Source organism: Micromonospora trifolii, assembly GCF_050516465.1.
GTDB lineage: Bacteria > Actinomycetota > Actinomycetes > Mycobacteriales > Micromonosporaceae > Micromonospora > Micromonospora trifolii.
Genome location: NZ_CP191526.1, coordinates 2,217,836 through 2,243,961 on the forward strand (window position 1 = coordinate 2,217,836; position 26,126 = coordinate 2,243,961).

Here is a 26,126-nt window from a genome sequence, read left to right on the forward strand (position 1 = left end):
CCGGGATGCAGGCGCTAAGGCCTCGACTTGCCGAAGTGGCGCCGCGGCTCCTTCAGAGTAGAGCAGTAGGCAAGCCAATGCGGTCGTCGATGCTCCTCGCCCCGTTCACGTAGCCCTCCACCAACAACAACAAATTCACGGCGACGGATTTCATTGAACGCGGTTCCCGGCTAGTTAGCAAACTGCGTAGCTTGTTCGGCGCGTGCATTCATTCGCCACGGATTCGGTCGCCATGTACGGCCGTGGATTGCCTGCCGAGGACGGTCGACGGGCGGAGGTTCGGTCCGGTTGGTGAGTCGGGCGGCGTCCATGATGGACGGACGGGGCGGATCGGAGCGAGCGGCAAGCGGACCAAATCCTTCAACCGCCCTGCGTCTTGACGGAAAGTAATCCCCCCAGGTCGCAGCGCTGATCCGCACGCCCATGGTCGACGTGGCTTGACAGCCGATTGGCCGTGCTGCAACCTACAGCGGCATATCGATGAGTAGCAGCACACGGGGGTGTGAAGCTGTGACCGCTGACCTGGCGGCATTTTGCCGTGCCGAGGCGATATTTGTGTTGTTGGGCGACCCGTTCCGGCGTGAATTCCGTCCACCCGAGCTGCCTCTTCGTATCTCCTGAGATTTTCGTCGACCGATAGTCGACGCCGTAACGCCGTGCCTGTGAAGGGGTGACGGCGATCGCACACCCGGCTTCGTGGGGCCTTCGCAGGTCTCGCGGCCCACGCATGCCTGTCTCCGCCTCTCAGCCCGTCCTCGATCCAGGGGTGACCAACCATGTCCTTCAGCATTCGGCGTCTGCCCGACCCGCGTGGTCGGCTGACCGATCTGCGTGGTCGGCTACTCCGGCAACGCTCGGTGTTCGGCTCCGGCACCACCCGGTCCGTCCTGGCGGCCGCCCTGGCCGGTGTGCTGATGCTCAACCTGGGCGGCAGCGGGGTGACCGCGTTGCCGGCGGGCGGCGCACGGGACCGCGACGGTGTCGCCTCCACCGGGCGGGGTGGCGGCGCGAAGCCGAAGCAGGCATGGGGCTCGGCGGCGGGCAAGGCGCACGTCACGTCCGGACGACCCAACCGTGACCTCCCGAAGTCGCTACGCGGGCAGTACCCACCGCACAAGCTCGCCGACAAGCCCGCCCCCGGACGCAACAAGGCGTCGGTGGCCACCGCACCCGTCGACGACACCCGAGGCTTCGACAAGCGCACCAGCCGGGAACGACCGGCCGAGCGCGGTGTCGACCAGCGGGTCTTCGACAACGCCGACGGCACCCAGACCACCGAGTTTTCCTCCGCTGCCATCAACTACCGCAAGCCGGACGGCACCTGGGCACCCATCGACCACACCCTGGTGCCCGCCGCCGACGGGTGGGGGACCACCGCGGACTCGGTCGGGCTGCGCTTCGCCGGGAACGGCGCCGCGACCCAGGTGGCCCGGCTGAGCTTCGACGGTGACACCGAGTTCGGCTTCGGTCTGGCCGAGGCGACCAACGCGCCAGCCCGGGTGGACGGCAACGCCGTCACCTACCCCGGCGTACGACCGGACGTCGACCTGCGCCTGGAGCCCCGAGCCGGTGGCGTGAAGGAAACCCTGGTCCTGCACTCGGTCAAGGCGCCCACCTCGTACGTGTTCCCGCTGAACCTGCGCAACCTCACCGCGAAGCTGGTCGACGGCCAGATCGTCCTCAGCGACCGGAACGGGCAGCAGCGCGGAATCATCCCGCCGGGTTACATGGTGGACGCCGGCTCGGCCGAGGCCGCTCCCGCCACCTCCACCAAGGTCGCGTACGAGCTGGTCACCACGGGTGGGCAGACGGCGCTGAAGGTCACTCCCGACCGGGCCTGGCTGGCTGACCCGGCCCGGCGGTACCCGGTGGAGGTCGACCCGACGGTCGGGCCGCCGGTCGACGCGGTCAAGTCCGACAGCAGCATGTACGTGCACGGCGGCCGCTCGGTCGAGGGTAAGGACGAGTTGCTCGTCGGTCGCTCCGGTGATGACAACGCGGCGGCCTACCTCAAGTTCGGCAACCTGGTCAGCCGACTCCAGAACCACACCATCCACGGCGCGGCGCTCTCCGCTGTCAACTTCGACGCGGCCTCGTGCAAGGCGCGCGCGGTCACCGTCCACCCGGTGACCGGGTCGTGGTCGGCCGGCACCGGGTACTCGTACCCGGGGCCAGCGGTGGGCGGCTCGCTGGTCAGCCGCTCGTTCGCCCATGGGCACGTCGCTTTCGGTCAGTCCCAGTCCGCCTGCCCGGCGGCCGGGGAGATGTTCGACCTCGGTGCCGGCGGCCGTAACCTCGTGCAGCGGTGGGCCAACGGCCAGCAGGCCAACAACGGTCTCTCGCTGCGGGCGTCCACCACCGACACCTCGGCGTGGAAGAAGTTCGCCGGAACGGACACGGCCAACCCGCCGGCGCTCTACGTCACCCACAGCCCGTACAACGCCGGGTACGCGATCCCGAAGCCCACCCCGGAGCCGGCCGTCCTGCGTAACCAGGACGGCAAGGTGAAGGTGACCGTCACCAACCTCGGCGCCGAGGCCTGGACGCCGGCCAACTACTACCTCGCCTACCGGGTCTACAACGCGCAGACCGGCGCCGCGGTGACCCAGCAACGGGCGGCAAACCTGCCCACCACGCTCGCCCGTGGCGCGAAGGTCACCCTCGACGCGACCGTCAAGCGGTTGGAGCCCGGCAACTACTTCCTCGACTTCACGATGGTGCGTACGGGTGGGGCGGTCTTCACCGACCACCAGGTGCCACCCGGGCGGATCGTGCTCCAGGTGTTCGACGTGCCGCCGGTGGTGCAGGAGCTCTACCCGGAGAACGGCTACCAGGCACCCACGCTCACCCCGTTGCTCTGGGCCCGGGCCGTGGACACCGACGCCGCACCCGGCGCCACCCTGTCGTTCAAGTTCGAGATCTGCGACCGCACCGACGCCGGCGCGGCAACCAACTGCATCAACTCCGGCTACCAGGCCAAACAGTCCTGGGTGGTGCCCGCCGGCCAGCTGTCGTGGGGCAAGAGCTACCTGTGGCGGTCGTACGTCAAGGACAGCGCGAGCGAGGTCATCTCGCCGTACTCGACGATGCTCACGTCGGTGCCACAACCGGACCTGCTGTCCCGGATCGCCACCTCACCCAACGCCGAGCAGGGCCGCGAGTTCGACGCTCAGACGGGTAACTTCGCCACCTCCGCGGTGGACGCCACTGTGGTGACCGTCGGGCCGGAGCTGAACCTGGTCCGCACCTACAACAGCCTCGACCCCCGCACGTCCGGGGTCTTCGGCGCCGGCTGGTCGAGCCGGTACGACATGACGCTGGTCCCCGACAACGACGGCACCGGCAACATGGTGGTCCGCTACCCGGACGGCCAGGAGGTGCGGTTCGGCAAGAACCCCGACGGCACGTACGCCCCGCCGCCGGGCCGGGTCGCGAAACTCAGCGTCGACAGCAGCAACTGGAGGCTGGTCGACCGTTCCGGCAGCACCTACCAGTTCTCGCTGCTCTACAAGCTCCAGAAGATCAGCGACAAATCCGGGCGCTCGGTCAACCTGATCCTCGACCCGATGACCGGCAAGTTCGCCCGGGCCCAGGTCTCCAACAGCCAGAGCAACACCGCCGGCCGTTCGCTGACCTTCACGTGGAACGGCAACCACATCGAGACGGTCAGCACCGACAAGGTCAACGGCGCGGTACTGACCTGGAAGTACACCTACAACGGTGACCTGCTGACCACTGTCTGCGGCCCGGAGTCCGCCTGCACCAACTACGCCTACGCGGCCGGTTCGCACTACCGCACCGCCGTGCTCGACGCCAAGCCCGACTCGTACTACCACCTCGGCGAGGCCGAGGGCACCGGCGCGGCCAGCGACGTGGCGATCAACCTGGGCAAGGACGCCGGCACCTACCGCAACAACGTCACGCTGGGCCAGCCCGGTGTGGTGGAGGGCACCAACGGCACCGCCGCCGCCTTCAACGGCACCTCGGCGTACCTCGAACTGCCCAAGGGGCTGGTGAAGAAGAGCCGCGACGTCTCCGTCGAGCTGTGGTTCAAGATCGGCCTGACTCAGACCGGCGGCCCGCTCATCGGCTACCAGGACAAGGCCGTCGGCACCGCCGCGACCAGCGGTGCGCCCCTGCTCTACACCGACACCAACGGCTTCCTGCGGGGCCAGTTCGCCAACGGCACGATCGCCCCGATCACCTCGGCCGCCAAGGTGAACGACAACAAGTGGCACCACGTGGTGCTCTCCGCGATGGCCAACACCCAGACCATGTACCTCGACGGTGAGAAGGTGATCCCCCCGGCCGGGCAGACCGGGCAGCCGATCGAGCACTCGCTGCTGACCTTCAACCAGGTCGGCCTCGCCTCGGCCACCTCACCCACTTCGTGGCCGGGCTGGGGCAGCACCGCCCAGCGTTACTTCGCCGGCACGATCGACGAGGTGGCCGTCTACTCCCACCCGATCGGCCCGGACACGGCCAAGGCGCACTTCCGGTACGCCAAGCCGGCCGCCCAACAGCTGACCCGGGTCACCCTGCCCAGCGGCCGGGTCGCCACCGAGGTCGAGTACGACACGGCCACCGACCGGGTCAAGGAGTACACCGACGACAACGGCGGCACCTGGAAGGTGGGCCAGCCCACCGTCTACGGCGGCGACACGGATCTGCGGCGCAGCGTCCAGGTCCTCGACCCGGCCAACCGCCCCTACCTGTACGAGTACGACGCGCTCGCCGGTCGTCTGCTGCGCTCCGGCACCCCGCTCGGACTGGAGACGCGGGAGGAGGACCGGCCAGGGCAGACCAGCCCGCCGCCGAGCCCACCGCCGACCGAGGTCTGCACCCAGCCCGACCCGAACGATCCCGCCTTCTGCACGGTGATCCCCGGCGACGCCGGTGGACCGATCTTCGTGCGCCACCCGTTGGAGGGCATGGCCATCCGCTCGTTCTCCTACAACGAGGACGGCCAGCAGAGCAAGGTCACCAACGAAAACGGCGACACGGTCGAGATGACCTACGACAGCCGGGGGCGTCTCGCCACCCGCAAGAGCTGCCGGACGCCCACCCAGTGCTTCACGAACTACTACACCTACTCGACAACCATCACCGATCCGTTCGACCCACGCATCGACCTGGCCGTCGAGCAGCGCGACGGCCGCTCGACCGGACCGACCGACAACAACTACCGGACCGCCTTCACGTACCACCCGACCGGACAGCTCCTCACCCAGGCCAACCCCGACGGCAGCACCGTCACCCACGCCTACACCTCCGGCGGCGAAGTCGGCATCAACGGCATCATCCCGCCCGGGATGCTGGCCACCAGCTCCGACGGGCGCGCCAAGGTGACCCGCTACGCGTACTACGCCAACGGTGACCTGCACAAGGTGACCGAGCCGTCCGGGCTGGTGACCGAGTACTCCTACGACGCGCTCGGTCGGCGGATCACCGAGAAGGTCATCTCCGACACCTATCCCTCGGGCGTCACCACCACGATCACCTACGACGGGCACTCGCGGGTCGCCACCGTCACCGGCCCGGTCACCACCGACGCCGTCGCCGGCAAGCAGCACCAGAGCCGGACCGTCAACGAGTACGACGCCGACGGCAACCCCACCAAGGTCACCGTCTCCGACCTGCTCGGCGGTGACCCCGAGCGGGTCACCAGCACCGAGTACGACGACGAGGGCCGACCGGTCCGGGTCGTCGACCCCGAGGGCAACGAGACCAGCTACGGCTACGACAGGTTCGGCAACAAGACGACCATGACCGACGCCAACGGCAACCGCTACGACTGGGCGTACACCGCGCAGAACAAGGTGGCCGAGGTGCGGCTGCGGGACTGGCGCAGCGACCCGGCCGGCACCCCCGGCACGGGCACCGGCGACTACCTGGTCCTGCACTCCTACTCGTACGACTTCGCCGGGCGGCTGGCCAGCGACACGGACGCCATGGGCCGGCGACTGGAGTATCAGTACTACCGCGACGACCTGCTCCAGAAGATCACCCTCAAGGACTTCCGTAACCCCGACGGCTCCAAGCGGGACTACGTCGTGGAGGAGAACACCTACGACGGCGCCGGCAACGTGACCCGCAAGGTCGGCGCCAACGGCACCCAGATCACCGACCACAAGCCGGACAAGTCCGGCAAGGTGGAGAGCACAGTGCTCGACCCGAGCGGGGTGCGGCGTACCAACAGCTTCACCTACGACCTCAACGGCAACGTCAAGCAGGTCGTCCGCACCGGTAACCCGTCGAACCTGAGCTGGCAGGTGCTGGCCACCTCCGAGGTCGTCGACTACACCTACGACGACGCCGGCAACGTGGAGACCGAGAAGGTCACCGCCGGCAGCGAGACCAGGCTGACCCGCTACACGTACGACAGGCGCGGTCTGCGCACCTCGGTCACCGACCCGCGCGGCAACGTCTCCGGCGCGGACAAGGCGAAGTACACCAGCACCTTCCGGTACGACGAACTCGGCCGGCAGATCGGGCAGAGCGGTCCGACCGTGCTGGCCGAGAGCGACGGCAACGCGGCCGTCTCCACCAACCCGACCAGCTCGGTCGGCTACAACACCTTCGACGAGCAGGTCGCGGTCAAGGACCCGCTCGGGCGGGTCTCCACCTCCGAGTACGACAAGCTCGGCCGGGTGGTGCGCAGCCTCGCGCCGACGTACCAGGCCCCCGGGGTGTCCCAGACGGTCACCCCTGAGCACAAGCGCCGCTACGACGCCTTGGGCAACGTGCTGGAGGAGACCGACCCGGCCGGCACCACCAGCTACACGTACGACCAGCTCAACCGGTTGACCATCCGGGACGAACCGTCGAAGACCAACGACGACCGGGCGCTCACCCGCTACACCTACACCCGCACCGGCGAGGTCCTCTCGGTCACCGGCCCGACCGGCGCCCGTGTCGAGTCGACCTACGACGACCTCGACCGGCAGGTCACCCAGACCGTCGTCGAGCGCCGCCCGACCACCCGCAACCTGATCAGCAAGCTCGCCTACGACGACGCGGGCAACCTGACCTCGTCGTCCTCCCCGACCGGGGCGACCACTGTCAACACCTTCAACGGGGCCGGCGAGATCACCCGCAGCACCGCGCCGACCGGCGAGGCCACGATCTTCGGGTACGACTTCGCCGGCCGCCAGGTCCGGGTCTCCGACGGACTCGGCCGCACCACCCGGGTCGGGTACGACCAGTTCGGCAACCGGGTCAACACCATGAACCTCAAGGCCGACGGCACGGTCCTGCGTACCCAGAGCTACGGCTACGACGTGGCCGGCAACATGACCTCGTCGAAGGACCCGTACAACACCGTCACCACCTACGAGTACGACGCGGCGGACCAGCTCGTCAAGCAGGTCGAGCCGACCGACGCCGACCCGATCACCACCACCTTCGGGTATGACGCGGCCGGTAACCGGACCCGGTACACCGACGGCCGCAACAACTCCACCATCTACACCTACAACACGCTGGGTCTGCCGGAGTCGGCGATCGAGCCGTCCACGGCGAGCCACCCGGCCGCCGCGGACCGCACCTGGACGGCCGCGTACGACGCCGACGGCAACGCGGTGCGACTCAGCGCCCCGGGTGGGGTGAGTCGCACGCGGACGTTCGACGCCGCCGGTCGACTGACAGTGGAGACCGGTTCCGGAGGTGACACCCCGACCGCGACCCGGACCCTGGACTACGACCAGGGCGGACGGTTGACCAGCGTCAACGCCCCCGGTGGCAGCAACACGTACAACTGGAACGACCGGGGTGGGCTGCTGTCCACCGCCGGCCCGTCCGGCACGGCGAGCTTCGACTACAACGACGACGGCCAGGTGACCAGCCGCACCGACCTGACCGGCACGGCCACCTTCGGCTACCTCAAGGGTCGCCTCGACACGCTCACCGACAGCGTCACCGGCCAGCAGCAGAAGCTGGGCTACGACGCAGCCGGTGACGTCAAGACCGTCGACTACGGCGCCGGCCGCGTCCGCACCTTCGGGTACGACGACTACGGGCGGGTCGCCAGCGACGTGCTGCGCAACGCGGCTGGTCAGACGGTGGCCTCGGTCGCCTACGGCTTCGACCTCAACGGCCACCTCACCAGCAAGAACACCACCGGCACCGCAGGCGCCGGCAACAACACCTACGGCTACGACAAGGCCGGCCGGCTGATCTCCTGGACCAGCCCGGCCGGGACCGTCACGTACGCCTGGGACGCCAGCGGCAACCGGGTTCGGGCCGGGTCCAAGTCCGCGACCTTCGACGAACGCAACCGGCTGCTCTCCGACGGCGACTACACCTACGCGTACACCCCGCGGGGCACCTTGCGGACCCGGACCAGCTCCGGGTTGGCCGAGCAGTACTCGTTCGACGCCTTCGACCGGCTCACCGGGGCGCAGGATCAGACCTACACCTACGACGGCCTGGACCGGGTGGCCTCCCGAACCGGCAACTCGTTCATCTACGCCGGTCTGGGCGACGAGGTGGTGCACGACGGAGTCGAGTACTACGGCCGCGGCCCGAACGACGAACTGCTCGCCACCGTCCAGGGCGCCGACAAGCGGCTGTCGCTGACCGACGCCCACGGTGACGTGGTGGCGGCCATCAACCCGGCCGACACTCAACTGTCCAGCCTGAACGACTCCACCGCGTACGACCCGTTCGGCAAGAAGGTGACCAGCACCGGCAGCACCGGCCGGCTGGGCTTCCAGGGGGACTGGACCGACCCGGACACCGGACAGGTCGACATGGGCGCCCGCTGGTACCAGCCCGGCACCGGCACGTTCACCTCGCGGGACAGCGTCAACTACACCGCCGGCGACTCGATCCTGGCCAACCGCTACACCTACGGTGCTGGCGCCCCGCTGGACTTCGACGACCCGGACGGCCACTGGCCGCGTTGGATGAAGCGGGCAGCGAGCGCTGTCGTCAACGTAACGTCCAATGTGGTCAACACGGCCTACAACGTCGGCGCCTCGATCTACAACGGCACCAAGAAATTGGTCTCCTACACCGTCAACCTTGCCGTGTCCGGCCTCAAGGCAGTCGGCCGAGCGATCTCCGACACCGCGAGCAAGCTCGTCGGAAGGGCGATGAACGTCGTCCGGTCCGTCGGCAACCAGATCCGATCCGGACTCAATAAGGTCGCCGGCGCTGTCAACTGGGCAAAACAGCAGGCACAAGCCGTCCAGCAACGCATCCACCAGGCAAAGGTCGCGGTGACCGCCGCCGCCAAGTCGGCTATCAAACAAGCTGTCAAGTTCACCAAGCTGCCGGTGATCCAGGCCCTGACAAAGCCGCTCATCACGCTCGGCAAGGTGGTGTCCACCGGCTTCAAGATGGCGGCGAGCGTCGTCGCTGTCACCACAATGGCCATCCAGGATCCACAGAAGTTCAAGCAGAACCTCTGGCTGGCGGCCGCACAGAAGCTGGCGCCGCTCGTCGAGGGCGTCGAGAAGATGTGGGACAAGGCGACCCAGTTCGTCGACGAGCACGCCGCCGAAATCGCCGGCTTCGCCGTCGGTGCCGTCGTCGGCCTGGGCTGCGGCGCGGCCATCGGCTGGACCGGTGTCGGAGCGGTGGCCTGCGGGGCGCTCGCTGGCGCGGTCGGCTCGGCGGTCACCGGCTACATGGATGGCAAGCGCGGCTGGGACCTCGCCGGCGCCACCGCCATGGGCGGCCTGTTCGGCGCCGCTGGAGGTGCGCTCGGCTCCATCGGCGGCCAGGCGCTGGGTGCCGGCATCCGAGGTCTGGGCGGAGGGCTTCGCTCGGCGGGAGGCAAGGCCCTGAACGCGGGCATGGGCGAGGCCCGCAGCATTGGTCGAGGCCTGCTCGGCAAGTGCCCCAACAGCTTCACCGGCGAGACCCGGGTGCTGATGGCGGACGGCAGCTCTAAGCGCATCGACCAGGTACAGGTCGGCGAGAAGGTGCTCGCCACTGATCCGACGACTGGCCGCACCGAGGAACGCGCGGTTACCGCGCTCATCGTCGGCGCGGGCAGCAAAGATCTTGTGGAGATAACCGTTGATACCGACGGCAAGCTTGGTGACCGAACGCAAAAGATTACCGCCACGGGTGGCCACCCGTTCTGGGTTACTGATCAGCAGCGTTGGGTCGAGGCGAAGGACCTGGCGAGTGGTTACGTCTTCGAGACGGCTGACCACCGTCCGGCGGCCGTTGTCACGACCCGGAAGTGGACCGAGTATCGCCAGGTCCACAACCTGACGGTCGACGCCCTTCACACGTACTATGTGAACGCTGGCAACAGGCCCCTCCTTGTGCATAACTGCAATACCAGTGGCGTATATACCGCCAGGGGTGCTTCAGTTGCGGAACTGGAAGGCGCGGCGATTCAGGTGCGGGACAGTTTGGCTAGGCGGATGAGCTCTTTGTCGCAGCGGCAGAGGCCAACTGTTGTGACGGGCGGATACAACGTCGAGACTGGGCAATTCGCGGCGGGTGCATCTTCTACTCAAGGATGTGCCGAGCTGTGCGTTGTCAACGCTCTAGGTGGAGATTCCAGTAAGGTGAGTTTCACGGCTGCGGTTCTGACAAGGAAAAACAGGCTTCTCGAGCAACAGCCGGTGTGTCTCTTCTGTGAAGCGCGGTTTGGGCGAGGTGCCTTCCCCGGTCAGGGTACGACGTTCGAGTCGGACGTTCTCGGTATCAACGATTGATGTGAGCCTCATGAGTGCGCACGGCGGTGGTTTAGAACAGCTCCGTAGTGAGCTTGGCAGACATGACTGGTCCGCGTTGCGGTCTTACTTGGGAGGGGCGAGCCAGCTTCCATCGGCGATCGAGGCGTTGGTCTTCGCTGAGTCAAGCCAGGATGCGAAGGCAGCGTATTGGCGCATCGACAATGTTGCTCTGGTGCAAGGGCGGCTGTCTGAGAGTGTCTATGCGTTAACTTCCTGTCTTTTGGTCGGGCTTCCGTTCGCTAAGGCCGTGGGTAGGGGTGCCATCTTCGATCTATTGGCCACCATTGCCGGTGGCCACGACGAGCACATAGACAACGAAATTGTTGGCACCGTCTCGGTGCGGGAATGTGTTCTTCTTATGGAACGCTGCCTGCCGATTTTCGTAGAAGAAGTTCAACGAGGGAATCCGAGCTGTGTAGATATAGTCCTCATGTGCGCTATTTACGAACCTCGCCTTCGTGGTCATGTAATCGAGGTCTTCGAGAGAGCCCTTGAAAATCCGGCTTGCGTGCCGATCGTCGACCTAATTGAAAACTCGATGGTTGACCTACGAGATGAAGAATAATGCCGGCCTTCCTGGCACCCGCTGTCCGGCGCGTAATCCGACGTGTCCCTTTGTGGAGTCACTGGCTGGCCGCTATTTTCGGTAAGAATGAGCGAACTGAAGAGTGCTTTGCAGCTTGGGTTCGCGAGGGGCGTGGCGATCGCGTGAGAAGTGCGCCCCTTTTCAATGTTCGGTGTCGATAACGGGTCGTACTTCGTTGGCCAAATGTTGGCCGAGAACTGCTGTTGTAAGAACATGTGTCAAGCGGACATCTAGGGTAGTTGCGCTAGTTTTAGGAGTTGAATGTGAGTTACCAACAACGACGGACGTCCTGGTCGTTCGGCCCACTCGGGCTCGTCCTGGCCTTAACAATCTGGATGAGCATGGTGGTTCTCAGTCCGGCCCCTGCTCATGCCGACGCCGCCGGCAGGGGTGGTGACTACGTACCGATCGACAGCATCGCCCTGCTGGACACCCGGGACGGCACCGGCGGCACTACCGGTGTTCGGGGCGGCAAGTCCGTCACCACATTCAACGCCGTCGGCGTCGGCGGTATCCCGGCCAGCGGGGTCAGCGCGTTGATGGTCGACGTGACGGCGATCTACCCGACCGCAAACACGTTTTTGTCGATCTACCCGGATCTGACGGACCGGGGCGCTTCGGCCATGAACGCCTCGATCGGTGAGGTCATCACCAACTCGGCGATGGTCAAGCCCGGTACGAACGGCAAGCTGGCGGTGCACAACGCGGGTGGCAACGTCCACATCAGAGTTGATGTGGTGGGCTACTTCACCACCGCCACCGGCACCGTCGGATCTGGCTTTGTGCCCGTGAACCACACCCGCGTGGTCGACAGCCGTGCGGGGCAGGGGATTACCGCCGGCACCCTGCCCACCAGTGGCACGCGTGCCGCCAATATCTCCGGTGGCGGGCTGGTGCCCAGCACCGCGACGGCAGTCATGCTCGACGTCGTGGTGACCGGGTCCACCGGCAACGGTTGGATGACTGTCGGGTCCAGCGCGGTCGCGGAGACCGGCATCGACTACGTCAAGGGCAGCACCTCGATGGGCATGGTCGTCAAGCTCAACGGCAGCGGCGCTGTGACGTTGGACAACCGGGGCTCGGCCGTGCACGTCGCCATCACGGTCCAGGGGTACTGGACCGGTAGCCCGACCGCCGGCGCCGGCCTGCGGCCGCTGACGGCGACCACCCTGTACGACAGCCGTTTCCCCACCGGCGCCCAGCCGGTACCCGCCAACGGCAGCGTTGACGTCGCCGTCGGCGGCACCCGCGGCCTGCCGACCCGCGGCATCGCCGCTGCCGTCCTCAACGTCCACGCGGTCAGCCCGACGGTCGCCGGGTTCCTCACCGTCACGCCGTTGGACGGCACCCCCAACACCGCCTCCACTGCCAACTTCCCGGCGCCGCACATCGCCCGGTCCAGCCTCGTGGTGACCAAGCTGGGCACCGAGGGCAAGGTCCGGATCAAGAACAGCAGCGGCGGTACGGTGCACATCGTCGTCGACCTGCAGGGCTGGTTCGCCGACCCGCTTCCGTTCCTGCCGACCGAGTCCTTCTCCCGCTCGACGGCGTTGCAGGGGGAGCCGAGCGACGGCAGCGCGCTCGGGGTCATCGTCTACGCGCACACCGACAACACCGGTCAGGTGCGGGTCGTCCACCAGCAGAACCCGGACGATTTCAGCAGCGTCCAGCACATCCCCCAGTTCGGTGCGGAGGCGTTCACCGGGCAGCCGGCGTTGAACGTGCAGAGCGGCACCAAGCAGGTGCAGATCAGCGCCCTGCACACCACCGGCACCGTGTGGACCGGTGCCCAGACGGCGGCGAACGCCGCGACCTGGGCGACGACCGGGAACCTCGGCGGCACCATGGTGGGTCGGCCCGCCACTGTCACCCTCGCCGACGGCACCAGCGTGATCTTCACGGTGGACTTCGACGGTCGCCTGTGGCATTACCGCCAGACCGGGACGGGTGCGTCGTGGAAGAGCCTCGGTGACGTCGACCTCATCGGCGGGGTCACTCTGGTGAAGGTTGACGCCGGTGTCCGGCTGGTTGCGACCACCATGACCGGCACCATCAAGACCGCGCTCTACTCCACCGACGGCACCCTCAGCGCGTGGGTCGACCTGGGCGGGAACGTGACCGGTGTGCCGGCCGCCTTCCTCAACCAGGGCTACCGCACCGCCGTGGTGGCCCGTGCCGCCGACGGCTCGCTGGTCATGAAGAAGCAGGAACTGGGTGGGGCCTGGCCGGCCACCTGGCAGACGGTGGGCACGTTCACCGCTGCGGGTTCCCCGGCCGCGATCCTCGACCCGGCGTTGGGCCGGATCGTTGTCGTCGCCCGCGGGTCCGACAACGAGATGTACCGGGTGTACGAGACCGAGCAGGGCTCGGGCATCTGGGGTGAGTGGCTGCGCCTGTACGAGAACCCTGGCGACCCGACCGCCGCCACCGCCGCCACCGATCCCACCATCGCGCCGATCCAGAACTCCGGCGGAACCGGCTTTGTGGTGGTTTACCGCAACCGGAACAACACCACCATCGTGCTGGACCGGCGGTTCGCCGCTCCCGGCGGGATGGCGGCAGCGAAGGTGAGTCCGTCGGCGGTCAGCTTCACCGCGCACCTCATCCCGACGCCGCCGGCCTGATCCTCGGCACCACCAGCCCGGGGGTCTTCGTCCACGTGACGGAGGCCCCCGGGTCGCTGTTCATCGGTGCGTCGCCAGCCGTCCTAGACTGGGGCGATGAGCGTTGGCACCGACGGCCGGGGGATGGCCGAGCTGGCGGCCCTGCTGGCCGACGGCACCCGCGCCGGGATGTGCCTGGCGCTGCTCGACGGGCGGGCGTGGACCGCCGGCGAGCTGGCCCGGCGCGCCGGGGTCGCCCCGTCGACGGCCAGCGATCACCTCACCCGACTGGTCCGGGGCGGGCTGCTCGTCGAGGAACGGCAGGGCCGGCACCGCTACCTGCGGCTGGCCGGGCCGTCCGTGGCTCAGCTGATCGAGGACCTGGCCGGGCACGCCCCGGCCACGCCCACCCCGACCGGTTCGCTGCGCGCGACGACCGCCACCGCCTCCCTGGCGTACGCCCGGACCTGCTACGACCACCTCGCCGGGCGGCTGGGCGTGCTGATGTACGACGCGCTGCTGGCCGAGCGGCGGCTCGACCGGTCCAGTGGGTTGGCGCTCACACCCGACGGGTGGGCCTGGGCGGCCGGGTTGGGCGTACCCGTGGACGTGCTGCGCGCCGCCCGCCGCCCGGTGGTCCGCGACTGCCTGGACTGGACCGAACGCCGCCCGCACCTGGCCGGAGCGCTCGGCGCGGCGCTCTGCCGCCGCTTCACCGACCTGGGCTGGATCAGCCAGGGCACCGGCCGCGCCGTCGGTCTCACTCCCACCGGCCGCCCCGGCCTGGCCGCGGCCCTGGCCATCCCCGAGCACACCCTCGACCCGCCGGCAGCCCCGCCGCCCACGAGCGGCCGGGCCTGAGCGGCGACCCCGCAGGTGACCGCGCCGGGATCGTTCGGTGTGGGCCGAACGGTTCGCGCCCTACGGTCGGGCGGTGACTGACAACTGGCCCGTCATCGCGCCCGCCCCGGGAACACCGGCGTGTGGGCCGCCCTCGTTCGAACCGGAACGCGGTTGGTGGGTGACCCGGCACGCCGACGTGCGGGCGGCGCTGACCGACCCGGCGTTCCAGGTGCCGGCCGTCGATCCCGGTCCGCCCGGCACCCTCGCCTGGCTGCGGGCCACGGTCAGCCGGTTCAGCCCACCAGGACGGCACGCCGACCGTCGGGCGGTCGCAGTGAGCGCGCTGGCCCCGCTGAACCCGCACGACCTGTGCCACGACGCGGCGCGGCTGACCCGGGCCGTTCTCGACCGCGTCGGCGACCGCGTCGACGTGATGCGGGAACTGGCCCGGCCGGTGCCGCTGCGGGCGTTGGCCGATCGCCTCGGTTTCGCTGATCCGGCAGCCGCCGGGACGGCGGTCACTGTCGTCGCGGCGGCGTACCACCCGGGGGTGGACCCGGCGTTGACCGCGCGGGCCGACCGGGCGGTGGCGGCGCTGCTGGCGCTCGCGCCGCAGGGTCCGCCGGAGGTACTGGCGAACCTGATCGGGCTGCTGGTCCAGGCGTGCGACGCGACCGCCGGCCTGATCGGCGCCGCCGCCCATCATTTGCTGCCTCCGGCCGCCCCGCGAACGGCGGCCACGGCACGGACCGCCGACCTGTTGGCCGAGGTGCTGCGCCTCGACCCGCCGGTCCGGGCCACCCGACGGGTCACCGTCGACGCGGTACGGCTGGGCGGGCGGGAACTGCCGGCGGGCAGCCCCGTGCTGCTGCGCTTCGACGCGGCCAACCGCGACCCGCAGGCGTTCACCGAACCCGCGACGTTCCAGCCCGGTCGGCCCGGCGCCGGGCTGTTGACCTTCGGGACGGGGGAGCGAGGTTGCCCCGGCGACCGGCACGCCCTGGCCTTGGCCACCGGGGTACTCGACGTGCTGCGGGAACGATGCCGGCGCGGCCCGACCCCGGTGCGCCACGAGCCGCATCCGACCCTACGGGTGCCGACAACTCTGGAGGTGAGCGTCCGATGATCGACCGTCGTGCCGCGTTCCACGCCCTGCACCGCGCCGGGCGCCCCCTGCTGTTGCCCAACGCGTGGGACCACGCCTCGGCGGCGGCGCTCGCCGTGCGTGGACATCCGGCCATCGGCACCACCAGCCTCGGAGTCGCCGCGACCGCCGGCCTTCCCGACGGCGCGGCCGCCACCGCGGGCGAAACTCTCGCCCTGGCCCGCCGGCTGGCTCGGCTGCCGGTGCTGCTCAGCGTGGACGTGGAGGCCGGGTTCAGCGACGACCCGGCGGAGGTCGCCGAGTATGTGGCGGAGTTGGCCGGATTCGGCGTGGTCGGGATCAACCTGGAGGACGGGCGCGCCGACGGCACCCTCGCCGACACCGAGGTCGCCGCTGCAAAGGTCGCGGCCGTGAAGGCGGCGGTACCGGAGCTGTTCATCAACGCCCGCACCGACACCTGGTGGCTCGGGGTGGACGACCCACTGCCGCAGACCCTCGCTCGCGCCCGTGCCTACCGGCTGGCCGGTGCCGACGGGATCTTCGTGCCCGGGACTGTCGACCTGGCCACCCTGCGCGTGCTCACCGAGCGGATCGACGCTCCGGTGAACGCGCTGTACCAGCCGGGCGGCCCAGGGTTGGCCGAGCTGACCGCCGCCGGGGTTGCCCGGGTCAGCACCGGCTCGCTGCTGTTCCGGGCCGCGCTGGCCGCCGTAGTCGCCGCCGCCGACGCAGTGCGCGACGGCGGGCTCATCGCGCCGCGAGGGCTGCCGTCGTACGCCGAGGTGCAGGCCTGGTGCCGGCGGACGGCGACTGACGGAGGGTCACACCCCGGGCCGGGGCGTCGTCGACGCTCCGTTCGGGGTAAATAGGAGGAATGTTCGGTCCGTTCCGGTCCCGATGATTACGGTGTGTTTCAGGGCGAACCACCCAGTGCCGTGACCGGAGAAAGGGACCCGTCATGCGAGTGCCCAGCCGTAGCCCGGGACAGCAGCCCGGTTCGCCTCCGTCGCCCACCGCTCCGGCTCGCCGTCGACCCTCCGGCGCGACCCCCCGCCGCGTTCCCGCCCCCGCCCCCGACCTGCCCGCCTACCGGGCCGCCGTCGCCGAACTGCTGGTCGAGGTCGGTGCCCTGGCCGACGCGGCGAGCACCCGGGCCCGGCAGGTGCTCATCGACGAGCGGCTGCGGGAGCCTGCGCTAGCCGCCGTCCTCGACGCCACCCCACAGGGGCTGATCGGCGCGCGCGAGACGCTGCTGCTGGAGATGGCCCGCTACCAACCGAACGACCGCACCTCGGCCGCTGACCTCAGCGCACTGGTCCGGATCTACCTGCTCTCCCGCATCGATGTGCTGTGGTGGCAGGACGCGCCGACCTTCGTCACCGACGACCAGGTCAACGGCAGCGCCGAGCTGGTCGACCTGGAGTGGCTGCGCCGCCGCGACCTGCTGCGCTTCCGCTACCAGGAACAGCCCGCCACCATGCTGGGCCGGGCCGTCCGCGGGCTGCGTCGCCGGCTGCGACCCGACGCCACCCCGCGCACCGCGGGGTTGCTGTTCCGCCGCGCCCGACGCGAGGTGGTGGCCCTGCTCAACGACATCGGACGGGAGTTCGCCGCCGTCGCGCCCCCGGCCACCCCGCCGCTCTGGGTGACCAGCCTGGTCCGCAGCGCCGAGCACCAGTACCGGCTGCGCCGCCTGGGCTACGCGGCGATGCTGCCCAGCGGGCACTGCCTCGGCTACTCGGCCGACGTCGAGCTGGCCTGGTTCGAGCGTTTCGGCGCCCGGGACGCCCTCGCGGAGCTGCTGCTGAGCCGGCAGGAGGCCGGTGAGCTGAACGTGATCGACGAGGGGCAGGCCTGGCACCTGTGTCTCGCGCCCACCGCCCGGCGTCGCCTGCGTCGAGCGTACGAGGCTGAGATGGGGGTCTGAGCCGGTGTGCGGCATCGCGTTGAGCATCGGCCCGGAGGCCGACCCGGCGACCTTCCGTCGGATGCTCGCCGCCCTGGCCCCACGTGGTGAGGTCACCGAGACCCGGTCCGAGAGCGGGCTGCTTGCCGGCACCCGCCGGCTGCGGGTCGTCGACCGGGACCGGGCGGTGCAACCGTGGACGTCGACCGACGAGCGTTGGCTGCTCTGCTTCAACGGCGAGATCTTCAACTACCGGGAGTTGCGGGCGCAGCTGACCCGCCTGGGGCAGGCCTTCCGCACCGAGAGCGACACCGAGGTGCTGCTCGCCGCGTTCCAGCAGTGGGGCGAGGCGGCGGTGACCCGGCTGCGCGGTGAGTACGCCTTCGCGGTCGTCGAACGGGCCACCGGCCGGGTGTACCTGGCCCGCGACCCGCTCGGCGTCAAGCCGCTGTACTGGTCCCGTCGACCCGGCTGCCTGCACCTCGCCTCCGAGGTCAAGGCGCTCGTCGGGCACGGCGCCCCGATCGCCGAGGTGCCGCCCGGGCACCACGGCTGGGCCGAGGCGGACGGGCACGTGCGCCTGAGCCCGTACGTCGACCTGCTCACCATCGGCGACGGCCTGCCGGTCATCGACGACCCGGACGAGGCCGCGCTGCTGGTCCGCGCCGCGCTCAGCGACGCGATCCGGATGCGGGTGGAGACCGACCTGACCGTCGGGGTGGTGCTCTCCGGTGGGCTGGACAGCTCGTTGACCCTGCGGCAGGTGCGGGACATCCACCCGGACTGCGTCGCGGTGACCGTCGGCGTGGCGGACAGCCCCGACGTGGCGTACGCGCGGCGGCTCGCCGCCGACCTCGACGTGCCGCACGTGGTGGTCGAGCTGCGACCGCGTGACATACGGCTCGCCGACGTCCGGGAGGCCATCCGGATCTCCGAGCTGACCGAGTACGGCGACATCATCAACGCGGTCGTCTCGGTGCCGATCTTCCGGCGGCTCCGCGACCTGGGCATCAAGGTGGTGCTGACCGGCGACGGCTCCGACGAGCTGTTCGGCGGGTACCCGATGTACCACCAGGTCGCCCCGGCGGCGGCCCGCCGACTGTTCCTGCACCGGATCCGCAACCTGTGCCGCACCGAGTTGCAGCGGGTCGACCGGACCGCCATGGCACACGGCGTGGAGGCTCGGGTGCCGTTCCTCGACCTCAGCGTGGTGGAGCTGGCGATGCGGTTGCCGGTGGATCTGAAGCTGCGCCACGGTCAGGAGAAGTGGATCGTCCGGCGGGCGTTCGCCGACGTGCTGCCCGACTACATCCTCCGCCGTCCGAAGAACCCGATGTCGTACTCGTCGGGGTTGCACGAGCGGGTCCGGCTGTACAAGCCGCTCTTCGCCCGGCTGCACCGCTCGTTCGGCTACGACCTCCAGGAGCCGGTCCGTCGCGACTTCGACACCGTGCTGAGCCGCTGCGGCAACGACCTGGACCGGGCCATCGCCGACGGGCTGACCCGACCCGACTACACGGTCCTGGAGCACGCCCGTGACCTGGTCGGCGCGGCCAAGTGGAACGCGGCTCCGATGGTCCGCCGGCTGGTCGGCCCGCGCCCGGCCCGCCACTGACCACCGCCACGACCGCAGTCGGCTTCCGGACAGCTGCCGCCCACGGGAGGAAATTCCCATCCCCTCATATGCCCTTTGACCTGGGATAACTGGTAGATGTAGATAGAGAATCGTCGCTCAATACGTGAAAGTCGTTCTGTGAGCGACGGTCGGATTTCCGCCAGTCGCCCTGCGGCCGGGGGCATCAGGCGAGTGGCCGCCGAGGACTATCAGCCGGTCGCCCGTCTCCTTCCTCCATCCGCGGTGGTCCTCATCCCCGGAAGAGGGAGAAAACATCCATGTCTCCAGTGCTCCGTGCCCGTCCACGGGCCGTCACGGCATGCGCCGCAATCCTGGCGCTGATCATGAGCCTGCTGATCACGCCCACGGCGGCCTCGGCCCGCGCCCCGAGTCGTACCCCCACACCCGTGGCGGCGCCGGTGACAGCGCCGGCCGTCACCATGGAGCGCGTCGCCCAGGCGGCCGCCCCGGCGCAGCCACCGTCCGCCCCGGCCAAGCCGAAGGCATCCTGGCGTGCCGGTACGGCAACCGTGACGTGGAAGGCGCCGGCTGACCGCGGTTCCGCCCTCACCGGCTACGTGGTCGCCGCCTACCGCAACGGTAAGAAGGCGAAGACGGTCACCTTCGACGAGTCGAAGACCACCCAGAAGATCGAGGGTCTGACCGCCAAGGGCACCTACACCTTCACCGTCGCCGCGAAGAACGCGGAGGGGACCGGCCCGGCCAGCAAGCCCTCTGCGGGCGCCAAGATCATGGCGTTGCCGGGCGCGCCCACCATCATCGCGGTCACCGCCGACACCGCCACCGCCCTGCTGAGCTGGAGCCCCGGCCCCAACGGCGGCTCACCGATCACCAACTACATCGTCACACCCTGGGTCGGCGGAATCCGTCAGCCCGCGCAGACCTTCGGGCCGTCCACCACCAACACCGTGACCGGGCTGGTCCCCACCACCACCTACCGGTTCACGGTGGCATCCCGCACCGCCGAGGGCACCGGTCCCGAGTCCGCCCTGTCGGACTCGGTGACCGCGAACCTGTCGCCCACGCTGCTGTTCGATCACCCGGACCAGGCGACCGTCGGGATCGCGTACGTCGCCACCCTGAACGTCACCCACGGGGTCCCACCGTATGTCTGGAGCGTCGACTCGGGCACTCTGCCGCCCGGTCTCCTGCTCAACCCGGTCACCAACGGCATCTCGGGCGTCCCGACCACCGCAGGGGTCTATCCCGTGGTGATCCGCGTGAACGACTCGAACGGCCAGACCGGCACCCGCCTGATCAATTTGGTGGTCAACAAGGCGCCCGTCTTGAGCTTCCCGCCGCCACCGCTGGGCGAGGTCGGCGCTCCCTACGCGGAGCAGCTCAACGTGATCGGCGGCACCGCGCCGTTCACCTGGTCGCTGGCCACCGGCGCGCTGCCGCCCGGGTTGACCCTCGACTCGGCCAGCGGTCTGCTGTCCGGCCGGCCGACCCAGGCGGGTGCCTACCCGGCGACGGTCCGGGTGACCGACGCCAACGGCCAAACTGCCGCCCGGGCGATCCGCATCCTGGTCCAGGCGGCCAGCGTGGCCACCCTGACCGCGTCGACGAACGTCACCACCTTCGGCACCCCGGTGCACTTCGAGGTCGTCGTCGGCCCCGGCGTCGCCGAGGGGAGCGTCACCCTCATCGACGAGCTGCCCAACGGGGTGGAGACCCCGCTCGGTACCTTCCCCGTGGTGCTCAACACGGCTTCCTTCGATCTATACGTGCCGGCGTTTGGGCACAATCGATTCCGGGCGCAGTACGACGGGACCGCTCCGCTGGGTGAAGCGGTGTCCAACGAGGTCATTATCGAGGTCTCGGCGGCGCCCCGACAGGTGGTCATCGACCAGTTCGCACAGTCGGGCATCAGCGGCCTCGCCGACCAGTTCGTCTCGGTGGTCAACAGCACCTCGATCAACCTGCCGATTGCCGGTTTCAAGGTCGAGGCGCCGGGCGGCTTGTCCATTACCATCCCGGGCTCGGCGCGGCCGTTGGCGCCCCGACGGGGCTATCTGATCGCGGCAGCCAACTATTCGCTGTACAACATCCAACCCGACCTCATCGTCCCCAGCCTCGGCCAGGGTGGGCTACGGCTGGTCGCCCCGGACGCGGCGAGCACGATCACCGACCGGGCGGGCTCGACGCCGGGCTTCTCCGAAGGCCCGCCACTGCCCGCCTTCAACGCACCGCCCTTCGTTCCCCACTCCTGGAACCGACTCCGGGTCGCCAGCAACCTCCAGGACACCGCCAACAACGTGGCCGACTTCCGGCTGGTCGCCACCGTGCTCGGGCCGATCAACGGGGTCCCGTCCACACTCGGCAGCCCGTCCCCACAGAACACCCTCGGCACCTACCAGCAGAACGCCTCCCTCCAGTCGACGTTGTTCGACCCGAACGTGGCCGTGTCGGCTGCTCCCAACCGGGTCCGCACCGGGAACAGCCTGGTGATCCGGCGGACCCTGACCAACCGGTCCAACGCCGCCATCACCCAGGCCCGGGTCCGGATCACCTCACTGAGCGCGGAGAACGGAGCCCCGTACCCCGGTGCTCCGTCGCCGGTGGTGCACTCCAACCTCCGGCTGGTCAACCCGGTCAACCCGACCACGCCGATCATCATCAGTGACGGTCGGACGCTCCTGTCCCGGAATCTGTCCATGGATTCACCGGCGACCACCCCGCCAGGTGGTGGGCTGGGCACGACGCTGACGATTCCGTTCGACCTGGGTGGTCTGGCGCCGGGTGCGTCGATCCACATCGCGTTGAGCTTCGCGGTGGACACACCCGGATCGTGGTGGGTGGCGTACGACGTGGACGCGATCGGCGGGGGAGTGGTCCCGAGGGTGGCTGCCTCGGCGAAGGGTGCCAAGGCGACGAAGCAGCGCGCGGCTGACGCCAAGCGGCTGGCGGAGTCGCGCAGGTTGAGCGTCGACAGCGGCACTCTGCGCTGACGCTCGTCGGTTAACGGTGCGGGTGGCGCGTCACCACGAGCGCCACCCGCATCGCGTCGTCGACCATGATCGTTGAGCAGGCGATGAGCGGGGAGACCATGTCGACACCCGGACGAGGCGTCTACGGGCTGAGGGTGCACGGCCTGGACAAGGTGTCCGAGTTGCTGCCGGCCGAGGGTGCCGCGCTCGGGTGGCCCACCGTGCGGGTCCGCCAAATCGACGCGCCGCCACCGCCGCCGGTGCCGCTCGACAACCGACGGGGCACCCGGGTCCTCGCCGACGGGCGGACCCTCGCCCTCGACCGGCTGGGGGGCACCGCCACCTTCTATGGCCCTGCGCTCACCCCGGACGTGCTGGCCCACCCGTACCTCGCGCCGGTGGCGACGACCGTCAACCGGTGGGCCGGGCGGGAAACGTTCCACAGCGGAGCGTTCGTGCTCGCCGGTCGGGCCTGGGCGCTGCTTGGCCCGCGTACGGCGGGCAAGAGCAGCCTGCTCGCCGCCCTCGCAGCCCGGGGCGTGCCGATCCTGACCGACGACATCCTGGTCGTCGACGGCACCGAAGCCTTCGCCGGCCCTCGCTGCGTCGACCTGCGGCAGCCCGTGCCGGGCGCGACGCTGCCCACCTGGCCGGTCCGGGCGGGGGATCGGCTGCGCGTCGGGCTGCCCCCGATCCAGCCCCGCGTCCCACTGGGTGGTTGGCTTTTCCTGCGCTGGGGTGAAGCGGTCACCCTGACCCGACTGCCCGGCACCACCCTGCTGGCCCGGCTTGCCGGCCAACGGTCCTTCGGCCACCTGCGCTCCGATCCGGCCGCGCTGCTGTCGATCGCTGCCCTGCCGGCCTGGGACCTGACCCGCCCGCGCGACTGGGCCGCTCTCGACCACACCCATTGGCTGCTCGCCGACACCATTTTCGCTGGCCAGACCGTGGGGGCGCCCCGGTGACCGCGCTGCCGCAGGCGATCCGCTGCCTCAACCTCGACACGGCCGCCGTGACCGTGAGCGCGGCGCTGGCCGAGCGGGGCGTTGAAGCCATCCTGCTCAAGGGCGCCGGCCTGGCCCACCGGCTGGGCCAGGAGCGGCACCGCGTCTACACCGACGTCGACCTACTCGTCGCCCCCGCGACGTTCGATCGGGCCCAGCGGGCGCTGGCCGACCTGGGCTGCCGCAGCGCACTCCCGGAGGGACGCCCCGACCGCCGGTCGCAGTGGTACGAGCGACCCTGGCGACTGCCCGGCGCGCTGCCACTCACCGTCGACCTGCACCGGGGGTTCCACGGAGTGGCCGACCCCGAGGCCCTGTGGACCGCGCTGGCCGGCTCGACAGAGCGCATCGCGTTGGCCGGCGGCACCGTCGCCGTACCGGACGAGGCGGGCACCGCACTGCTGGTGGCGCTGCACGCCGCCGCGCCGGGGCGGTCCGACCGGCCACGTACCGATCTGTTGCGGGCCTTGGACGTCCTTCCCGCCGACGTCTGGCGGGCCGCGGCCACCCTGGCCGCACGGACCGGCGCCGTCCCGTCGTTCGCGCTCGGCCTGAGCCTGGCACCGGCCGGCGCGGCGCTGGGTGCGGCGCTGGGCCTGCCCCGGGTCAGCCCGGCGGCGGTGTGGCTGCGGGCCCACCGAGCGTCACCCGAGGCCGTGGTGATGGCCGAACTCGCCGAGTTGCCCACCCTGCGCGGTCGGTTGCGCCACCTCGGTCCGCGAATGTTCCCGACGTCGGCGTCGATGCGGCACGGCAGCCGGGTGGCCCGCCACGGCCCGATCGGGCTGCTGCTGGCGTACCTGGCCCGGCTGGCCCGCAAGACCGGGCGGCTTCCGGCCGCGTTGGCCGAGCTGCGCGGCGCAGAGCGCCTTCGGCAGCAGGGGAATGACGGTGGCTGACGGCAGGGCAGCCACGGCGGCCGGCCGGGCGGGATCACCGCTGCGCGCTGTGGTGCGCCTGGTCCGGCGGGGCGGGTTGCCGGCGGTGCGGACCGCACTGTGGACGGCCCGCGCGGTGCGCTCGGTTCGCCGCCAGCTCACCCGGGGCGACCTGGCGTCCGTTCGGCTGCCGGCCGCACCGCCCGGCGCGGCGGCCCACCGTCAGGTCGTGCTCGGCGTGCTGCGCCGCACCGAAGCCAACTGCCTGCAACGGTCGCTCGTGCTGCAACGCTGGTACGCCGGTCAGCGGATCCGCCGCGCGGTGGTGATCGGTGTAACACCGCCCAGCACCGGCTTCCACGCCCATGCCTGGCTGGACGGCGAGACCGACGCCGAGCGGGAGGAGATGACGGAGATCCTGCGCCGCCCGACGCCCGAGCACTGGCTGGCGGGGCCGGGTCAGGTGCTCTGAAGCAGCAGCCCGTGCCCGCGCAGATCGTCCAGGAAGGCGGCCACGTCGGCACGGGCCCGCTCCCGGTCCACCGCGGTGGCATCCACCAGCGTGCTGACCAGCTCGGTGCTCGTGGCGCCGGCCGCCAGCCGCTGCCAGAGCAGCGCGCCAGAGGACGCCAACCCGAAGTAGACGGAGTTCCCGGTGTCCAGCACGACCACCTCGTCGCCGGCGACCCGCCAGGCCACCCGATCCGGGTCGACCCGGTGCACGATCTCCTGCTGCGTCACGACCTGACCTCCACGTCGGTGTCGGGACCCGCCGAATGGACCGGCCGGGTCACTGGACCGGTCAGCCGGGTGGGGCTGGCCGGCTCGGTGGCGCCGCCCGGGTTCGCGGCCAGCCAGAGCTGTTGCACCAGGCTGGCGGTACCCCCGGGGATCGGCCAGCGGGACCACAGGGCGCGCAGCGCGTCCGGGTCCACCAGATCCGCGTCGGCGCCGGTGCCGTCCCAGGAGCGCACGAACTCCCGTGTCGGCTCCCGGAGAAACACCTCACGGAACCTGGCCTTCCGGCGCGGCGCGGTGACCACGGCCGGCAGGGCATCCCGGACGATCTCCGCGAGCAGCTCATCCCGGCTGACACCCCGGCGATAGCCGCGGTGCAGCGCCAGTGCGGCCAGAAACCGCTCGTCGAGCAGCGGTTGGATAGCCGTGGCCTGATGATCACCGGCCAGGGCGGCCAGCGCCGAGCAGGTCATCTTCAGGTCCCGGCGCCGGGTGTGCCAGGCGATCCGCTGCCGCAGCCGGTGCGGCTCGGCCCGCTCCTCCGCGCGGGACGCCCGGTGCACACTCCGGGCCACCTCCGGGCGCAGCCAGCCGAACAACTCGGTCGACCGCTGCCGGGTACGCACCGTGTCCCGTAGCCATCCCAGGCGGGCACGAAGCGAGGTGGCCGGCGAGCGGCGCCACCCAGCCAGTACCTGGTCACCGCCTCCACCGGTGAGCAGCGAGCCACCGGTGGCCAGTTCGGCGATAGGTAGGTGCAGGTGCAGGTTGACCGGGTGGACCACCCCGTACCGGCGCAGCAGCCGGCGGGCCACCGGCCCGACCAGATCCAGCTCGTCGTCGGCCCGCAGGATCTGCCACGACCCGCCGACCCGTAACGCTCGGATCACCCGCTCCTGCCAGTCCGACTCGTCCGCCCGGGGTGCCCCGGTGAACCGCCAGGTGACCGGCACCGGGTCCGGCAGCCCTTCCCGGCGAGCGGCCCGGACGGCCACCGCCAGGACCAGCGACGAGTCCAACCCGCCGGAAAAGCTGACCACGCACGGCGGCCGGGACAGACCGGCGAGCATCGCGGCGTCGAGCGCGCCGAGTGGGTCGGGCAGACCGGTCGGCAGGTGCCGGCGCGGTGCCGGCGGGTCGACGCCCAGCACCGTTCCGGTGCAGATGTCGAAGGAGGTAGGGCGGAACAAGGTCACC

14 protein-coding genes are annotated in these 26,126 nt (G+C 70.1%); 12 read left to right on the top strand and 2 right to left on the bottom strand.

Annotated elements, in window-relative coordinates; translation table 11 throughout:
• The first annotated feature begins 776 nt into the window (after positions 1-776).
• The 12 genes from ACQRWP_RS10310 to ACQRWP_RS10365 all read left to right on the top strand — a co-directional run bounded on the left by ACQRWP_RS10310 (position 777) and on the right by ACQRWP_RS10365 (position 24,663).
• Complete coding sequence (locus tag ACQRWP_RS10310; RefSeq protein WP_430502022.1) at positions 777-10,679, top strand: LamG-like jellyroll fold domain-containing protein; 9,903 nt, start codon at positions 777-779, stop codon at positions 10,677-10,679.
• Positions 10,680-10,689: 10 nt separating this feature from the next.
• The gene (locus ACQRWP_RS10315) at positions 10,690-11,265 is read left to right on the top strand and encodes a hypothetical protein (protein ID WP_430502023.1); all 576 of its coding nucleotides are present in this window, start codon (positions 10,690-10,692) and stop codon (positions 11,263-11,265) included.
• Between the two features lie 356 nt (positions 11,266-11,621).
• The gene (locus ACQRWP_RS10320; RefSeq protein WP_430502024.1) at positions 11,622-13,910 is read left to right on the top strand and encodes a hypothetical protein; all 2,289 of its coding nucleotides are present in this window, start codon (positions 11,622-11,624) and stop codon (positions 13,908-13,910) included.
• 96 nt (positions 13,911-14,006) lie between these two features.
• On the top strand, positions 14,007-14,750 hold the full coding sequence (locus ACQRWP_RS10325) for an ArsR/SmtB family transcription factor (RefSeq protein ID WP_430502025.1): 744 nt from the start codon (positions 14,007-14,009) through the stop codon (positions 14,748-14,750).
• 73 nt (positions 14,751-14,823) lie between these two features.
• Positions 14,824-15,858 carry a cytochrome P450 gene (locus ACQRWP_RS10330; protein WP_430502026.1) on the top strand — a complete coding sequence of 345 codons (1,035 nt, stop codon included), beginning with the start codon at positions 14,824-14,826 and terminating at the stop codon, positions 15,856-15,858.
• The gene (locus tag ACQRWP_RS10335; RefSeq protein WP_430502027.1) at positions 15,855-16,706 is read left to right on the top strand and encodes an isocitrate lyase/PEP mutase family protein; all 852 of its coding nucleotides are present in this window, start codon (positions 15,855-15,857) and stop codon (positions 16,704-16,706) included. Before ACQRWP_RS10330 ends, ACQRWP_RS10335 begins: the two co-directional genes overlap by 4 nt.
• An 89-nt stretch (positions 16,707-16,795) precedes the next feature.
• Positions 16,796-17,764, top strand: a complete 969-nt coding sequence (locus ACQRWP_RS10340) for a DUF5715 family protein (RefSeq protein WP_430502028.1) — start codon at positions 16,796-16,798, stop codon at positions 17,762-17,764.
• 4 nt (positions 17,765-17,768) lie between these two features.
• Entirely contained in the window at positions 17,769-19,358 is a 1,590-nt protein-coding gene (locus tag ACQRWP_RS10345) for an asparagine synthetase B family protein (RefSeq protein ID WP_430502029.1), read from the top strand.
• Between the two features lie 278 nt (positions 19,359-19,636).
• Positions 19,637-22,330, top strand: a complete 2,694-nt coding sequence (locus tag ACQRWP_RS10350) for a fibronectin type III domain-containing protein (protein ID WP_430502030.1) — start codon at positions 19,637-19,639, stop codon at positions 22,328-22,330.
• Between the two features lie 65 nt (positions 22,331-22,395).
• The gene (locus tag ACQRWP_RS10355; protein ID WP_430502031.1) at positions 22,396-23,274 is read left to right on the top strand and encodes a hypothetical protein; all 879 of its coding nucleotides are present in this window, start codon (positions 22,396-22,398) and stop codon (positions 23,272-23,274) included.
• A complete protein-coding gene (locus ACQRWP_RS10360; protein ID WP_430502032.1) occupies positions 23,271-24,212 on the top strand; it encodes a nucleotidyltransferase family protein in 942 nt (313 codons plus the stop codon). The genes ACQRWP_RS10355 and ACQRWP_RS10360 overlap by 4 nt, the downstream gene beginning before the upstream one ends.
• On the top strand, positions 24,205-24,663 hold the full coding sequence (locus ACQRWP_RS10365) for a lasso peptide biosynthesis B2 protein (protein ID WP_430502033.1): 459 nt from the start codon (positions 24,205-24,207) through the stop codon (positions 24,661-24,663). Before ACQRWP_RS10360 ends, ACQRWP_RS10365 begins: the two co-directional genes overlap by 8 nt.
• Here the strand turns inward: ACQRWP_RS10365 and ACQRWP_RS10370 are convergent.
• On the bottom strand, positions 24,651-24,932 hold the full coding sequence (locus ACQRWP_RS10370) for a PqqD family protein (RefSeq protein ID WP_430502034.1): 282 nt from the start codon (positions 24,930-24,932) through the stop codon (positions 24,651-24,653). The genes ACQRWP_RS10365 and ACQRWP_RS10370 overlap by 13 nt on opposite strands.
• Entirely contained in the window at positions 24,929-26,125 is a 1,197-nt protein-coding gene (locus ACQRWP_RS10375) for an asparagine synthase-related protein (protein ID WP_430502035.1), read from the bottom strand. The genes ACQRWP_RS10370 and ACQRWP_RS10375 overlap by 4 nt, the downstream gene beginning before the upstream one ends.
• Position 26,126 lies beyond the last annotated feature (1 nt).

Excerpts from the sequence above, each read along its gene's own strand:
- ACQRWP_RS10310 (WP_430502022.1), top strand. The coding sequence starts at position 777 with ATGTCCTTCAGCATTCGGCGTCTGCCCGACCCGCGTGGTCGGCTGACC.
- ACQRWP_RS10315 (WP_430502023.1), top strand. The coding sequence starts at position 10,690 with ATGAGTGCGCACGGCGGTGGTTTAGAACAGCTCCGTAGTGAGCTTGGC.
- ACQRWP_RS10320 (WP_430502024.1), top strand. The coding sequence starts at position 11,622 with ATGAGCATGGTGGTTCTCAGTCCGGCCCCTGCTCATGCCGACGCCGCC.
- ACQRWP_RS10325 (WP_430502025.1), top strand. The coding sequence starts at position 14,007 with ATGAGCGTTGGCACCGACGGCCGGGGGATGGCCGAGCTGGCGGCCCTG.
- ACQRWP_RS10335 (WP_430502027.1), top strand. The coding sequence starts at position 15,855 with ATGATCGACCGTCGTGCCGCGTTCCACGCCCTGCACCGCGCCGGGCGC.
- ACQRWP_RS10340 (WP_430502028.1), top strand. The coding sequence starts at position 16,796 with ATGCGAGTGCCCAGCCGTAGCCCGGGACAGCAGCCCGGTTCGCCTCCG.
- ACQRWP_RS10350 (WP_430502030.1), top strand. The coding sequence starts at position 19,637 with ATGTCTCCAGTGCTCCGTGCCCGTCCACGGGCCGTCACGGCATGCGCC.
- ACQRWP_RS10355 (WP_430502031.1), top strand. The coding sequence starts at position 22,396 with ATGATCGTTGAGCAGGCGATGAGCGGGGAGACCATGTCGACACCCGGA.